Below are 15,006 nucleotides of genomic sequence, written 5' to 3'. Positions count from 1 at the left end.
GGCAGTGACTTTTTTAAGTCGCTGTTTTTAAAGGGTATTTGTTTTTTTGACTGAGGCTTGACTGTAAAGTATCTGTACACTGAGGATGGAATCCCTATCAAGTAGCTTTACATCTGGGTGGAAATCTTTTTCCTGAACGGTTTTGGTCAGTGGTCGGGTGCTTTATAACGCACCTACATGCTGAACCACTGCTCAACTGCCTGCAAGGCGTGAGTATTCGAAGGGATAAATGCATGGCTAGCCGGAACAGGTATCGCTTGTGCCTGCGGCGATGGCACCGCCTCATCCGCCGCAACCATGCCATCATGCGGAAAGCCAAATCCAAAGAACACAGCAAAAGCACCCAGCCATGGCCAGGTGCCATAGATGTGCGCACAGGGAATATCGAGCAAGGGGACTTTGCTCATGCGCTCGTCATCCGCCGCAAACTGGCCGCATTCACCCGTCATGACCTGGTAGATTTTCCAGTCACGCAATCTGCTGGCGAGCCGCATGGCGCGCAAGGGGGAGGCGAGCAAGACCGCGCGTGCTGGCTGCAACTGATGCTCTCTTAACTGCGCATTGAGACTGCGCAGCAGTACACCGCCAAAGGAATAGCCTATTGCGTGATAGGCTCCCTTGCCACCTACGGCTGACAGAAAGACATACAGGTCCTTCTTGATGTCATCAAGGGATTGTGATGCAACCTTGTAGTCAAAGCAGAATACGGTGTAGCCGCGCTGTTCAAAATAGCGGACAAACTTGCCACGCATGTAGCGCTTGCCGCCAACGCCATCGATAAAGACAATCTGACGGGTACCGCTATGCATAAAAACACTCCAACAAGACTGAAAATACACTTCACCAGCAGCATCCTGGGTACTGATGCCGTCTGCGTAGCCTGAACCTGATGCAGCGTAATAGTACGCTCGTCACTTAACACCAGACACCTTGATCAAAGTTGTTGCTCGTCACTGTACTAAAATTTTAAGGCAGTCTCCGCCATCTTTACCGTGCATAATACAAAACAGTTTTGCAGTCTGAATAAAAAGTAAAGCACCTTAACACCAGCCCATATGCCCGTCACCCCTTTTCACTTCGGCCTTGGTGCTGCCTTGAAGGCAGCAGCGCCACGGCACATCAGTTTTTTGTCTTTTGCAGCCGTCAATGTATTCATTGATGTGGAATCTTTTTATAACCTGATGCATGCGCGTTTTCCTGTGCATGCTTTCTTTCATACTTATATAGGTGCGCCCCTGATGGCGATGCTGACGATCCTGCTGTTTTTGCTGGCGCGCTGGTGTGCCAGACGTTTTTCGTTAATCAATTTCTATCACTGGCAGCAGTTGAGTTTATTGCAGGTCAGTCTTGGCGCCTTGCTTGGTGCATGGTCACATGTGCTGCTTGACAGCATCATGCATGCTGATATCCGGCCTTTGCATCCGTTCAGCAATGAGAATATGCTGTATGAAATCATTCCGCTGCTGCATCTGCATCTCATTTGCGTACTGCTCGGCGTGCTGGGTTTGCTGGGTGTTTATGTGCGACGGGCCGATGAAGTGTGACCTGCCGTTATGGCCAGATGCTGGCATGGTTTTCCACCATGAACAGGCAATGGCAAGGTCTTAAGAAGAGCGCCAGCTTATTGGTAAATCCATGTCAGAGCCTGCTAACGATCTTACCTTGCACTGCGTTTTATATTGGGACTTACGCAAAATCGCCCCAACAAGGCGCTGCGACGAAGACATTACTTTATTAGTACGGCTAGGAGCTGCAACGCAGCTGGGGCGATTTTGCCTAAGTCCTATATATTAATACGTCCCCGATGACGCTCACTCGCGACTGATCGAGAACAGGCCCTTACAACAAGGCAATATTTTTATCACAACAAAAGTAAAATATTTATTGTAGAATAAATATCCATATCTCCATCAACTCTTGTGCATGGGCGAAATATGAGGAATAAACCGCAGTTTGGCATTGTCCATTTGTTGACCGTGGCCAGCATTCTGATAAGTCTTTCCCTGTTATCGGCCTCTGCCAACGCACAAGAAGCTGCCGAGGAAGCGGCCTATATCACCCAGGCCAACCTGCATTGCGAAGAACTTGATGTCAGCGTCGAGACTTATTGCAAGCCGGACGAACGCCTTGATGCAGCCTGTTTTTTGCAAAAAGTCAGGCTACGCCTGACCAGCACGGGCAAGTTCACCGAAAAGTTGTATTTGTACGAAGACTATCTGAAAGACCGTTCGCTGATTACACAACTGGCCTGTGTAAAGGGAAAAAGCAAAAACAAGGTAGTCCTGAGTTCAACCAACCTCGGTAACTGCAAGGTTTGCGAATGGGCGGATTATTTTTCTGAGACTGGTGTTTTTCTCGGATCTGACCGCGAAAAATTCGGGGCGACAAACTTCAAACCCAGGGCACTGCCCGGCAATTTCTATCAGAAATACGGTTTTGTGCTGGATGACAATGGACGTTTCACTGAAATTGAAAAAGTATCGGTAAAGCGCACGCAGCGCGAGGGGAAATGACATGACAGGCAAACCCAGGAAACCGCACAACTTCAGCCATAATGGCGACCCCTTGACGGCTACGTCCCTTGGTGACAGCCGTGCCTGGGGCGATGCAAATGAGCATGTGAAGTTTGAAGTACAGAAAGAAATCGTACAGCAGGCTGGCAAGGCTAATCTGTCACAGAAGGATACAGCCAACCTGCTGGCGCTCGCTGAAGTGGAATCCGGCTTTAATCCTGATGCAGCGACGACTTCGCGCAAGTCTTCAGCATCCGGTGTGTTTGCCATCACCGACAGCACGGCAAAAGATACAGCAGAAAGGTTGAGCGGCAGCAAGCGCATAGGTGGTTATGAGGTCGCAGGTACTTATGACAGATTCAATACTGCATCCAATGTTTCTTATGGCATTGCCGTCTACCTGGATAAAAAGAAGGTCGCCGGTTCTGACGATGTCGGTGATATCTACAAGGCCTGGAATACCAATCCTGCTGAATACAATAAATTGCTGACCCGTCTGGACAAGCATGCGACGCAATATGAGAAAGACCTGACAAACAAGGTCTGGGATGGTCCGGGACCTGCTGCACCACCGGATAAAGCCAGCAAACCTGCCGCAACGGATACACCGGCAAAGACAGGCCCTGCTGCCATAAAACCCATGACTGAGCCCCCAAAAACTGTGGCTGATATTTTGTCCGCCCTGTCTGCACTCAAAGCACCGACTTCAGAAGGTGCGACTGTTTTGGGACCATTGACGGGCAGCGATTCACCGTCGAGCCGCGTGTTGAACCGGGCGCAAGAACCTGTGGTGAAAACGGCAAATAAACCACTATAAAGACGGTCTTATTGCCGCACCACCAGCGGCTTGATTGATGTCAGTGAGAGTGTTTCGCCAGAAAACTTGCTCTAGCTGCCCAGATCGACTTCGAACGCGGGTACACCTGGGCGTATATTATTCTTAAGAGCCCACAAACCTTCAAAGTAGTGATGGTCTTCGTCTTTCAAATGCGCATATGCCTGTCTGTGCAGTGACCATAATATTTCAGCATTCGACAATTGATGTGATCCGTCACCAATGGCAACTACCGCCTTGACATCCAGCCAGTTTGAGTCTGGCTGTTGTACCGAATATTGATAAACGATGTCAAGTTGCCTGTAAGGCGTGATGTCTGTCAGAAAATGTCGCTCAAATGCAAAGTGAATATCTTTACTGTACTGCCCGACAGCTTCAACCAGTAACTCAGGAGAGGAAGGTGGCGGTTCTGAGAATGACCACGCAATATTACTCATCAGGTGTTTGTGTACTTGCATTTCCGTGGGGCGCAAATAGTTGAAACAGACCACAATAATAAACACGGAAGTAACCAGGCCCCACAAGGCCAGCCTGGCAATTGTGGGGTAAGCTTTATGCTTTGTGAGATTCAACTTATGCCTGGAATCAGTTGACTGAAGACTCATCAAGATTCAATCAGGCTATTGGCGTACTTGACGGCCATCATTTATAAACCACCTTCATCACCAGAATAAAACTCGCCAGCACCAGGGTAATCAGGTTGGCGATAATGATGGGGGCGGCGTTGAGCATCAGGCCATAGATCAGCCAGAGCAGCACGCCAGTGACCAGGATGATGTACATGACCAGGGAGACGCCTTCTGCGCGTTTGCGGCGCCAGGTCAGCCAGGCCTGGGGAATGAAGGCGGTTGTCGTCAGGCAGGCGGCAAGATAGCCGATCAGGTCTACAGTCAGTGGAAAACTCATCGCAGGCAATTATTTATTGGGTGGCAGCAGGAACTGGCCAGAGTGAAAGACCAAAGGCGGCTGCGGGGTGAACTCACAATGCTCCACTTCGCCGACAAAGATGACGTGATCGCCTTCCGGGTAACGGCTGCGGTTATGGCATTCAAACCAGGCCGAGGCGCCCGTCAGTATGGGGTGACCGGTGCGCGAAAGTGTATAGTCCACACCTTCAAAACGGTTGGTCTTGCGGCTGGCAAATTGTTCTGCCAGCCAGGCTTGCTCACTTGATAGTACGTTGACAACATAGTGCGAATTGCCGGTGAAAACGGGCAGGCTGTTGGCCCTGGTGCCCAGGCTCCAGAGTATCAGGGGCGGGTCCAGCGAGACAGAGTTGAAGGAGGAGGCAGTCAAACCCAGGAACGTGCCGCTCTCCAGCCGGGTGGTAATGACGGTGACGCCGGTAGCAAATTGTGACAGGGCGTCCCGGAAGTGGCGGGTATCAAAATCGCGCTGTTCAGAGCGGGGTGAGCGGGTGTGCATTGGTTTCCATCGTTCTTTTTTTGTCATTATCCCAGATTTTGCTGCATTCCGGCTTGTCCGGCCTAGTTTCACTGCTATGCTTTAGCAAGACGCTGACTGTGTTAAACTTGCGGGCTTGCCGGTTTTTGGTATATCAACGGTAAGTAGTTGATTTCCTTGAATTTAATTGTGTAAAGGTATGTCTATGCTGCTGGCTTTACGCCGTGTGACGCTGCTGCTTGTGTTGACCATGCTGGCAACGACAAGTTTGCCTGGTTTTGCGCAAATCCCGTCGGAACGTAATTTCCCGCCTAATACCAAGCGCGGAGTCCTGAACATGTCGCAATATCCGGACGTACTGATTGATGGCAAAGCCAGAAATGTCGCGCCCGGCCTGCGCATTTACGATGATGAAAATCTGTTCGTCCTGCCAACTTACATTACTGGCAACTACGTCATCATCAACTATGTGGAAGACAGTTTTGGTGATGTATCTAAAATCTGGATTTTGACTGACGCTGAACGTAAAAAGGTATTACCACCGGTTGAAGAGTGGAAACCACAGAAGTTCAAGAATTCGACACCGTAAGTGATATACCTATAGGTAGAACTTACGCAAAATTGTCCCGGCAAGGCGATGCGACGAAGACCGTACTTTAGCACGCGGCTCCTAGGAGAGGAGTTGCAACGCAGCTGGGGCGATTTTGCGTAAGTTCTAATAGAAAGCACTTGCTCAGGGCTACTGAAGCAAGAGTAGCTGCAGTCCCCTTAGCAAGTAGAAGATTATGCAAAAAAAAGTATTTATCAAAACCTTTGGTTGCCAGATGAACGAGTACGACTCGGACAAGATGGCTGATGTCTTGAATGCCAATGAAGGCATGATCAAGACGGACACACCTGAAGATGCAGACGTGATCCTGCTCAACACCTGCAGTGTGCGAGAGAAGGCGTCTGAAAAAGTATTCTCTGACCTGGGCCGCCTGCGTGAATTGAAGCGTAACAAGCCTGATCTGCTGATCGGTGTCGGCGGCTGCGTGGCATCGCAGGAAGGCGAAGCCATCATCAAGCGTGCGCCCTATGTGGATGTGGTATTTGGCCCGCAAACCCTGCACCGCTTGCCGCAACTGATCAATGCACGACGTGATTCAGGCCGTTCGCAAGTCGATATCAGCTTCCCTGAAATCGAGAAGTTTGACCATATGCCACCCGCCCGTGTCGAAGGTGCGAGCGCCTATGTATCCATCATGGAAGGTTGCAGCAAGTATTGCAGTTATTGCGTGGTGCCTTACACCCGTGGCGAAGAAGTGTCGCGCCGGTTTGAAGATGTGCTGGCCGAAGTGGCAGGCCTGGCTGAACAGGGTGTCAAGGAAATCACGCTATTGGGACAGAACGTCAATGCCTACCGCGGCCTGATGGAAGATGGCGAAATCGCCGACTTTGCCCTGCTGATCGAATATATTGCCGAATTCCCGCAGATAGAGCGCATACGCTTTGTCACCAGCCACCCAAAAGAATTTACCCAGCGCCTGATCGACTGCTATGCCAAGGTGCCCAAGCTGGTCAATCACCTGTACCTGCCGGCGCAACACGGTTCTGACCGCATCCTGTCGGCGATGAAGCGCGGCTATACCGCCATCGAATACAAGTCGGTGCTGCGCCGCCTGAAGCAGGTGCGTCCGGATATTGCGGTATCATCAGACTTTATCGTCGGCTTCCCTGGTGAAACCGATGAAGACTTCAATGCACTGATGAAACTGATCGATGACATCGGCTTTGATAACAGTTTCAGCTTCATCTTCAGCCCGCGCCCTGGCACACCAGCGGCCAACCTGGAAGACGACACCCCGGCAGAATTGAAGCTGCGCCGTTTGCAGCATTTGCAGGCTGTCATCGACGCCAATACCAAAAAGTACAGTAACGCCATGATAGGTACTGTGCAACGCATCCTGGTGGATGGCCCATCAGTCAAGAACCCGGCGGAATTGCAGGGTCGTACAGAAAACAATCGCGTCGTCAATTTTGCAGGCCCCAAAGAGCTGATCGGTACCCTGGTCGATACCCGTATTACCGAATCCTATAACTATTCCTTGCGCGGCGAACTAGTCGAAGAGGCAGTGACAGCATAATGGCAAAAACACCGGTGCCGGTGGCACACTTCATCCCTCAGCCCTTGGACAACACCCGCCTGGCGCACCTGTGCGGGCCACTGGATGAGAACCTGCGGCAGATTTCGTCAGCACTCGATGTGACGATATTCCGCCGTGGTGAGAAATTTATTGTCAGCGGCCACAATGCCGACAAGGCGATAGAGATACTTGAGCATTTTTATGGCCTGGCAAAAAAAGTCATTTCCATCGATGAAGTGCAACTGGCCCTGGTGGAGCAACGTACCAGCAAAAACCTGAAGTCAGGCAAGGCCGAGATCGATGAACTGGCTGGTGCTGTCGCCATCGATGCAGAACTGCCGGAAGATGCCGACATAGAAAGCCCGCTGCTGAAAACCCGCCGCAGCGACCTGCGCGGGCGTACGCCGCATCAAAACCATTACATCAAGGCCATACTTGAGCATGACATCAGCTTTGGCATAGGTCCTGCCGGTACCGGCAAGACTTACCTCGCCGTCGCCTGCGCCGTTGATGCACTGGAGCGTGACGCCGTCAAACGCATTGTGCTGACACGCCCGGCCGTGGAAGCGGGGGAACGCCTGGGCTTTTTGCCTGGCGACCTGACGCAAAAGGTAGATCCTTACCTGCGTCCCCTGTATGACGCCCTGTATGACCTGCTCGGCTTTGACCGCACACAAAAGATGTTCGAAAAGCAGATCATCGAAATCGCACCACTGGCATATATGCGTGGCCGGACATTGAACCATGCCTTTGTGATTCTTGATGAAGCGCAGAACACGACACCAGAGCAGATGAAGATGTTCCTGACGCGCATTGGTTTTGGCAGCAAGGCGGTCATCACGGGCGATGTTACCCAGATTGACTTGCAGCGCAACCAGAAGAGTGGCCTGGTCGACGCCTGCCAGGTGCTGGAAGGCGTACGCGGCATTGCCTTTGCCCGCTTTGGCAGCGTTGACGTAGTACGTCACCCGCTGGTGGCGCGTATTGTCGACGCCTATGAAACCGCCAACGCCAATGCAACTGCCAATAGTGCAGCGATCGGCCTGTTAAAACCTGCAACTCCCTTAAGCACTGCTCATCATGGCCGTAAAAAGTAAGTCTGAACCCAAACACAAACTGACGCTGTCAGTGCAATATGCAGATAAACGCCTGCAGGAATTGCTGACCCGGCCGCTGATACGCAAAACCGTGCAGGCTGCGCTGTTCTTCCCTGCTGAAATCACCTTGCGCTTTGTCGATGCAGAAGAGGGGCAGGTACTCAACCACGACTACCGTGGCAAGGACTACGCCACCAATGTGCTGACCTTTGCCTATACCGAAGATGAAGATGCCGAAGTGACCCAGGCAGACATCATCCTGTGTACCGATGTACTGGAAAAAGAAGCGGCAGAACAGAAGAAAACCGTACTCGAGCACGCACAGCACCTGATCGTGCATGGCGTTTTGCATGCGCAAGGTTATGATCATGAAGAAGATGATGAAGCCGAAGAGATGGAAGCGCTGGAGATAGAGATACTGGCAGGCTTGGGGCTGGAAAATCCTTACCGGGAAACCTGATTGCAATCCAGCTCAGCATCAAGAGCGCCCCATCGGTGATAGTGGTTACGCAAATTTGATCACGCATCAATTTACCCCATACCTGTACCGATCTCCAACATGCCCTTCCGCTTGAAGAGGAAGGGGTATAAACCCTGGATAGATAACGATACCAGAGATTGACCATGGCCAAAATCGAAACACGTGGCAGACGTATTACCATGGGTGGACGCACCGTCATTGCGCACGGCTTGCATACCCATTTCGTGCAGGACATTTACTATTATGCGATGACCTCTACCTGGCCGGTTTTCTTTGCCGGTGTGGGCGCGGTTTTTCTGGCGCTGAATGTCTGTTTTGCCAGCCTGTTCATGCTCGGTGCCAATCCCATTGGCAACTTGCAACCGAACAGTTTTCTTGGTGCTTTTTTCTTCAGCGTAGAAACGCTGGCCACGGTTGGCTATGGTGACATGCATCCGCAAACCGTATATGGGCACAGCGTGGCAACGCTGGAAATTTTTGTCGGCATGGCCAGTGTCGCCCTGATTACCGGTGTCATGTTTGCCCGCTTTTCACGACCACGTTCCAGCATCGTTTTTGCACAGCATCCGGTCAGTCACATCGCGGATGGCAAGCGTGTATTGCTGATACGCATGGCCAATGCCCGCATGAATATCATCAGCGAAGCCTCAGCCAGACTCAGACTGATGCGTGATGAAAATTCAGCCACCCTGGGCAATTTCCGCAAGATCGTCGACATGAAGCTGGAGAGGGATCAGCACCCCCTCTTCGTCCTGGGCTGGACCGTCATCCATGTGATCGATGAAAGCAGCCCCTTGTTTGGTCTGGACAGTGAGGCATTAAAAAAAATCAATGCCTCACTGATACTGAGCATAGAAGGTGTCGACGAGACCACCAACCAGCCGCAAAGGGCGCGCCAGTATTACCCTTGCAGCGAAATACACTGGAACCACCGCTACGTCGACGTGTTTGAAAACGAGCTGGATGAACAGCAAATTCAGCACATTCACTATTCTCGCTTCCATGAATCAGAAGAAATCAAGGACGTGGCTATCGACCAGGTGAATAAAGCAGTTGCATGAAGATGATCATGCAGACGCAATCAGGCAAGGACAACATCCCTCATGACAGCAGACACTACCGCCATCAACCAGATGATGGATCAGTTTGATGGTCACCACAGCGTCTGGCTGTTCGGTTACGGCTCCCTGATTTACAAAACCGACTTCCCCTACCTGGAACGCCGTCCAGCCAGTATCGCCGACTGGACGCGCCGTTTCTGGCAGGGTTCGCACGACCACCGTGGTACACCGGAAGCACCGGGCCGCGTGGTAACCCTTATTGCAGAGCCCGGCGCCACCTGCCATGGCATGGCTTATCTGGTGACGCCGGAGGTATTCTCTCATCTGGATCACAGGGAGAAGAATGGTTATCTGCGGCTGGCCATTCCCATCATGTTTGAAGATGGTGACAGTGTAGAAGGTTTGGTCTACATCGCCACACCGGACAACACGGCTTTCCTGGGGCCCGCCTCCGAACAGGAAATCGCACGCCACATTGCCCGTTCAACCGGTCCCAGCGGATCCAATAGTGATTACCTCAACCATCTGGCCAGCGCCCTGCGTGAACGAGGCTGGCATGACCAGCATGTGTTCGACATCGAACGCCATCTGGCAGCATTGCGCCGTCACACCTGATGACGGTGATGGGATGGGCGAGGAAACCTGTTATCCGACATCATTGTCATCGCCGCGCCATCTACAATCACAGACGAGTTGCACAACCTGACCAGCATGGCCCGCACCCGCACAGCGTGCGGGGTGAATGGATCAGAAGTGCAGCAGGACCAGGGCGGCCAGAGCCGGCGCTGCCTGTACGTATAGGATGCGGCGGCTGACAGAATAAGCGCCATAGGCGCCGGCCACGATGACGCAGGTGAGGAAAAAAATCTTTACGTGAAAGCCCTCGTACCCTCCCATCAGCAAGCCCCAGACAAGGCCGGCCGCCAGGAAACCGTTATACAGCCCCTGGTTGGCCGCCAGTACCTTGGTGATTTCTGCTTTTTCCGGCGTGTTGCGGAAGGTGCGCAAGCCCATGGGTTTGTCCCAGAGGAACATCTCCAGTACCAGAAAGTAGATATGCAGGGCGGCGACGATGCCGGTGATGATATTGGCGACGAGTAGCATGATTCCCCTTGTTGTGTTTGTTGTGTTTGTTGTGTTTGTTGTGTTTGTTGTGTTTGTTGTGTTTGTTGTGTTTGTTGTGTTTGTTGCATTGGCCCTGCCCAACCATTACAGGCAGGGACTACACCATACTGTAAGTGACATCGAGGTCTTTTTACAGTGTTGAAAGTGACACATTTGTCACTTTCAACGGGGCAAGCCAGGATCGACAGCAATCCCCCTCACCAGTGGGCCTTAACATGGGTCCATGACAGGGTAATGACCTACACTACAATATTGCAAAAACAATCACATTCCCTTGTTGCGGTGCTGCTATTTTTACAAAGCCCTCTTCAAAATTTGGGCAACGCAGCACATTTGTTGTATTCTGTAGGATTGAAACAACGGCGTTACGCCCATTATGCAAGAGCACTCTAGTAAGGTCAGGCCAACTGACCTTAAACCCCACAGGTCATTGTTTGAACGCTTGACCGCCCTGATTTCACCCGAACCTGAAAACCGCGCAGAACTGCTCGAAGTTCTGCACGAAGCACAAGAACGCAACCTGATCGATGCCGATGCACTGGCGATGATAGAGGGAGTGTTCCAGGTATCTGACCTTTGCGCACGCGATATCATGGTGCCGCGCGCGCAAATGGACGTCATTGATATTTCCAACCCCATAGAAGAATGGATGCCGGAAGTGCTGGAAACAGCGCACTCACGCTTCCCTGCCGTTGATGGTGACCGTGACAAGGTGGTGGGTATCTTGCTGGCCAAGGATTTGCTTCGTTATTACGCATCCGAGGCCTTTGATGTGCGCGAAATGCTGCGTCCCGTCATTTATATCCCGGAATCAAAACGCCTCAACATCCTGCTGCGCGATTTCCGTGCCAACCGCAACCATATCGCCATGGTGGTTGATGAATACGGCGGCGTGTCCGGCCTGATCACGATAGAAGACGTGCTTGAGCAGATTGTCGGCGACATCGAAGATGAATATGACTTCGAGGAAGAAGAAGACAATATCCTCCCGCTGGAAAGCAAGGGTAATGGCAAGCGCTGGCGCATCAAGGGCCAGACTGATCTTGAACAGTTCAACAACACCCTGGGCACCACCCTGGCGTCCGACCATGCAGAAACCATAGGCGCCTATGTGGCCGACTATATGGGTGAGCTGCCACATATGGGCGACGAGTTCTCGATAGGCAATCTGTACTTTGAAGTCTTGCGTGCCGATGCGCGCGAGGTGCAAATGCTGCTGCTGGAACAAAGACCGACTGTGCGTGCCGATGAATAAGGCAGCTGGTTTGCTGTCGTCCCTGTCCTTTCGTTCTTCCCTGCTGCTGATGCTGGTGGCAGGGGGATTGAACTTTCTTTCTTTTGCCCCTTTTCAATTCTGGCCGGTACAAGTCATCGGCATGGCCTTGTTGTTCACCCTGTTGCTGCGTGAAGGCAATACCTCTTTCAGCCGCAGGCAATCGGGCTGGCTGGCCTGGACGTATAGCCTGGGCTGGTTAAGCGGCTGCGTCAGCTGGCTGGTGTATGCGATGTCAGTATTTGGTGGCCTGCCCTGGATATTGTCTGCGCTGGCATTGCTGTTTTTGACGGGTGCCCTGTCCCTGTATTTTGCGGTAGCTGCCTATATAACGCACAGTTTGCGTCAGCGCTGGAAGCTGTCCGCCACGATGACCGGTTTGCTGCTCTTGCCGGCACTGTTCACCGTGGCAGAGTGGTTGCGCATCTGGCTGCTGACCGGTTTTCCCTGGTCGATATCAGGTTATGCCCATACGCACAGCACACTGGCTGGCTATGCCCCAGTCATCGGTGTGCTGGGCCTGTGCTGGATCAGCGCCCTGCTTTCGGTCGCGCTGGCCCTGCTGCCACACCCTACGGTTAATCGCCAAAAAAAAATCAGCCTGGCCGTGTTGCTGCTGGCGGTCTTTCTTGGCGGGCTAGCCCTGCAACAGGTGGAATGGACCAGACCGCAAGGTGAAGCCATACAGGTGCGGCTCTTGCAAGGCAATGTGGCTCAGGACATGAAGTTTGACCAGGATCACCTGAATGACTCGCTGGCGCTGTATCACGACATGGTGATGGCAGCACCGGCTGACTTGATCGTGACACCGGAGACAGCCTTGCCCATGCTGTCATCGCAATTGCCGCCCGACTACCTGCCTGCGCTCAACACCTACATGATGGACAATAACAGCACCCTGATACTGGGTCTGGGTGTGCATGATGGGGGCGACCGGTATTCCAACAGCGTGCTCGGTTTTTCACGCCAGTATGGCAATCAACCCTATCGCTATGACAAGCACCATCTGGTACCTTTTGGTGAATTCATCCCCCCCGGGTTTCGCTGGTTTGTGAAGCTGATGTCCATCCCCATGGGTGAATTTTCTACCAGTGGACCCATACAGCCAGCGATGAAAGTGGCGGGCCAGTGGGTGATGCCGAATATCTGTTATGAAGATTTGTTCGGCGAAGAAATTGCTGCACAATTGTCGGCACAGCATGCGGCCGGCCAGCCGGTCGCCAGCATTTTGCTGAATGTGTCCAACCTGGCCTGGTACGGCAATTCTTTCGCCATACCTCAGCACTTGCAAATCTCGCAGATGCGGGTAATGGAAACCGGCAGGCCCATGCTGCGTTCCACCAATACCGGTGCAACAGCTTACATAATCCCCGGTGGCAAGGTCGAAGCACTGCTGCCAGAAAACAGACGCGATACCCTGAGCGTGAAAGTACAGGGCCGCACTGGTCTGACGCCTTACATACTGGTTGGTAACTGGGGCGTGCTGGGCCTCATAGGCCTGAGCCTGATGCTGGCGTTTTTTCGCGGACGTACACAAAACCGGCCGGAACGCATCTAGTCTGCAAGCAGAATGACTTTTGCCAGCTGCCTGATACGCTCATCCATCAATGCGGCATCGACCTGGGCATAGCCGAGTATCAAACCATTGCCAGCAGCTTTGCCAGACTCTGCGGCATGGGCGCTCAATGCCTGGGCAACTATGCCCAGTTCATGTGCTCTGGTACTGATCAGGCTGTCTGGTACCTCTGACGTCAGTGCCAGGCTCAGGTGCATGCCGGTGCTGGCCCCCTGTATCTGGCCTGCAGACCCCGCATGCCGTTCCAGTGCTGCCACCATCGCATCACGTCTTTGCCTGTACAGTCTGCGCATGCGGCGCAAGTGGCTGGCGAACTGGCCATTGCGGATGAATTCTGCCAGGGCCAGTTGATCCACAGCGCGGCCACGCGGTGCCGCCCGCTCCAGAAAATCATGCAATGCTGCCACCAGGTTTCTGGGCACCACCATAAAGCCAATACGCAAAGCAGGGAACATGGTCTTGCTGAAAGTACCCAGGTACAGCACAGGTGCATCCGCTGCCAGGCCCTGCATGGCGGGCAAAGGCGGGCCGTCATGCCTGAATTCGCTGTCGTAGTCATCTTCTATGATCAGTGCACCACAAGCCCTGGCCTGCTCTATCAGGGTCATACGCCGTACCAGGCTGAGCACATGGCCCAGCGGATACTGGTGAGAAGGAGTGACATAAATCAGCCTGGGCGGGTAGTCTTGCCAGTCGCTGGCAGCCGTGGCAATGCCATCCTGATCCACATGGATGCCGCGTATCCGTAGTTGGGCAGCAGTAAACGCCGTCCTGGCGCCGTGATAGCCGGGGTTTTCCATCCAGACCTGCTGGCCGGCATCGGCGAATACCTGGGTGCATATGCCCAGGCTGGCCTGGGTGCCATCGGTAATGAAGACCTGTTCAACATCGCAGAGTACACCACGTGACACACGCAGGTAATCTGCGATAGCGGCACGCAGAGGCAGTTCTCCTGCCGATTCGCCATAGTTGAGCTGCTGCGCCCCCATCCTGCGCCAGGCCCTGGCCTGCAAATGCCGCCATGGCCCAAGCGGAAATGCATCGAGTGCCGGCACACCCGGTGCAAAGGCATGCATCGACGTCGTGTCGAGCAAGGGCGCATTAATACGGCTGCGCTGCGACAGCAGCGGTGTAGTTGCCACGACTGGCGCTCCGGTCTTTGCTCGCTTCAGCTCCACCTGCGCTACGACGGTGCCGCGCTTGTCGGCGTCGACATAGCCCTCCGTAGCCAGTTGTTCGTAGGCATACAGTACAGTATTGCGTGCCAGCGTCAATTCAGCAGCAAGCAGGCGGCTTGCCGGCAGGCGCGTGCCGGCAGCCAGTTTTCCACTCCTGATGGCAGTACGCAGGCATTCATGCAACAGACGTTGGCGTGACCATGCCAGTCGTTTGTGCTCATCAGAAAAATGTTCAAACAATAATGCGTAATCCATCATGCACAGTTTATTTTTGGCCCTAAAATAATTGATGATCCTGGATCTTTCTAAAGAGCCAGTCATCAATTATAGTCCGCCT

At 52.9% G+C, this 15,006-nt stretch carries 17 protein-coding genes; 11 read left to right on the top strand and 6 right to left on the bottom strand.

Annotated elements, in window-relative coordinates; all coding sequences use genetic code 11:
* Positions 1–173: 173 nt before the first annotated feature.
* Complete coding sequence (locus tag LZ463_RS24565) at positions 174–809, bottom strand: alpha/beta hydrolase family protein (protein WP_241458946.1); 636 nt, start codon at positions 807–809, stop codon at positions 174–176.
* Positions 810–1,055: 246 nt separating this feature from the next.
* Here LZ463_RS24565 and LZ463_RS24560 point away from each other — a divergent pair, with 246 nt between their 5' ends.
* The 3 genes from LZ463_RS24560 to LZ463_RS24550 all read left to right on the top strand — a co-directional run bounded on the left by LZ463_RS24560 (position 1,056) and on the right by LZ463_RS24550 (position 3,330).
* A complete protein-coding gene (locus tag LZ463_RS24560) occupies positions 1,056–1,544 on the top strand; it encodes a hypothetical protein (RefSeq protein WP_241458945.1) in 489 nt (162 codons plus the stop codon).
* 390 nt (positions 1,545–1,934) lie between these two features.
* The gene (locus LZ463_RS24555; RefSeq protein ID WP_241458944.1) at positions 1,935–2,513 is read left to right on the top strand and encodes a hypothetical protein; all 579 of its coding nucleotides are present in this window, start codon (positions 1,935–1,937) and stop codon (positions 2,511–2,513) included.
* A 1-nt stretch (position 2,514) separates the two neighbouring features.
* Positions 2,515–3,330, top strand: coding sequence for a transglycosylase SLT domain-containing protein (locus LZ463_RS24550; RefSeq protein ID WP_241458943.1), 816 nt, complete (start codon positions 2,515–2,517; stop codon positions 3,328–3,330).
* A 71-nt stretch (positions 3,331–3,401) separates the two neighbouring features.
* Here the strand turns inward: LZ463_RS24550 and LZ463_RS24545 are convergent, their stop codons facing one another.
* The 3 genes from LZ463_RS24545 to LZ463_RS24535 form a co-directional block, all read right to left on the bottom strand.
* Complete coding sequence (locus LZ463_RS24545; protein ID WP_241458942.1) at positions 3,402–3,920, bottom strand: hypothetical protein; 519 nt, start codon at positions 3,918–3,920, stop codon at positions 3,402–3,404.
* Positions 3,921–3,990: 70 nt separating this feature from the next.
* Positions 3,991–4,254, bottom strand: a complete 264-nt coding sequence (locus LZ463_RS24540; RefSeq protein WP_241458941.1) for a SemiSWEET transporter — start codon at positions 4,252–4,254, stop codon at positions 3,991–3,993.
* Positions 4,255–4,263: 9 nt separating this feature from the next.
* Entirely contained in the window at positions 4,264–4,773 is a 510-nt protein-coding gene (locus LZ463_RS24535; RefSeq protein ID WP_241458940.1) for a flavin reductase family protein, read from the bottom strand.
* Between the two features lie 178 nt (positions 4,774–4,951).
* Between LZ463_RS24535 and LZ463_RS24530 the strand changes: the two genes are divergently transcribed.
* From LZ463_RS24530 to LZ463_RS24505, 6 genes are all read left to right on the top strand, one after another.
* A complete protein-coding gene (locus tag LZ463_RS24530; protein ID WP_241458939.1) occupies positions 4,952–5,341 on the top strand; it encodes a hypothetical protein in 390 nt (129 codons plus the stop codon).
* A 196-nt stretch (positions 5,342–5,537) separates the two neighbouring features.
* Positions 5,538–6,878: a tRNA (N6-isopentenyl adenosine(37)-C2)-methylthiotransferase MiaB gene (gene miaB, locus LZ463_RS24525; RefSeq protein ID WP_241458938.1), complete on the top strand. Its 1,341-nt coding sequence runs from the start codon at positions 5,538–5,540 to the stop codon at positions 6,876–6,878.
* The gene (locus LZ463_RS24520) at positions 6,875–7,975 is read left to right on the top strand and encodes a PhoH family protein (RefSeq protein ID WP_489686149.1); all 1,101 of its coding nucleotides are present in this window, start codon (positions 6,875–6,877) and stop codon (positions 7,973–7,975) included. The genes miaB and LZ463_RS24520 overlap by 4 nt, the downstream gene beginning before the upstream one ends.
* On the top strand, positions 7,959–8,435 hold the full coding sequence (gene ybeY / locus LZ463_RS24515) for an rRNA maturation RNase YbeY (RefSeq protein WP_241458936.1): 477 nt from the start codon (positions 7,959–7,961) through the stop codon (positions 8,433–8,435). The genes LZ463_RS24520 and ybeY overlap by 17 nt, the downstream gene beginning before the upstream one ends.
* Positions 8,436–8,599: 164 nt before the next feature.
* Positions 8,600–9,517, top strand: coding sequence for an ion channel (locus LZ463_RS24510; protein WP_241458935.1), 918 nt, complete (start codon positions 8,600–8,602; stop codon positions 9,515–9,517).
* 42 nt (positions 9,518–9,559) lie between these two features.
* Positions 9,560–10,132, top strand: a complete 573-nt coding sequence (locus tag LZ463_RS24505; RefSeq protein WP_241458934.1) for a gamma-glutamylcyclotransferase — start codon at positions 9,560–9,562, stop codon at positions 10,130–10,132.
* A 132-nt stretch (positions 10,133–10,264) separates the two neighbouring features.
* On the opposite strand, the gene LZ463_RS24500 is transcribed toward LZ463_RS24505, so the two are convergent.
* Positions 10,265–10,621: a DUF1304 domain-containing protein gene (locus tag LZ463_RS24500; RefSeq protein WP_241458933.1), complete on the bottom strand. Its 357-nt coding sequence runs from the start codon at positions 10,619–10,621 to the stop codon at positions 10,265–10,267.
* 397 nt (positions 10,622–11,018) lie between these two features.
* On the opposite strand from LZ463_RS24500, the gene LZ463_RS24495 reads away from it, so the two are divergent.
* On the top strand, positions 11,019–11,897 hold the full coding sequence (locus LZ463_RS24495) for a CorC family transporter (protein WP_241458932.1): 879 nt from the start codon (positions 11,019–11,021) through the stop codon (positions 11,895–11,897).
* On the top strand, positions 11,890–13,473 hold the full coding sequence (lnt, locus tag LZ463_RS24490; protein ID WP_241458931.1) for an apolipoprotein N-acyltransferase: 1,584 nt from the start codon (positions 11,890–11,892) through the stop codon (positions 13,471–13,473). The genes LZ463_RS24495 and lnt overlap by 8 nt, the downstream gene beginning before the upstream one ends.
* Here lnt and pdxR read toward each other — a convergent pair.
* Positions 13,470–14,924, bottom strand: a complete 1,455-nt coding sequence (gene pdxR, locus LZ463_RS24485; RefSeq protein ID WP_241458997.1) for a MocR-like pyridoxine biosynthesis transcription factor PdxR — start codon at positions 14,922–14,924, stop codon at positions 13,470–13,472. The two genes, lnt and pdxR, sit on opposite strands and share 4 nt — an antisense overlap.
* Positions 14,925–15,006 lie beyond the last annotated feature (82 nt).

Origin of the sequence: Undibacterium paludis (assembly GCF_022568815.1) — a bacterium.
Taxonomy (GTDB): domain Bacteria; phylum Pseudomonadota; class Gammaproteobacteria; order Burkholderiales; family Burkholderiaceae_D; genus Undibacterium.
This window is presented reverse-complemented; position numbering and strand designations above follow the sequence as displayed.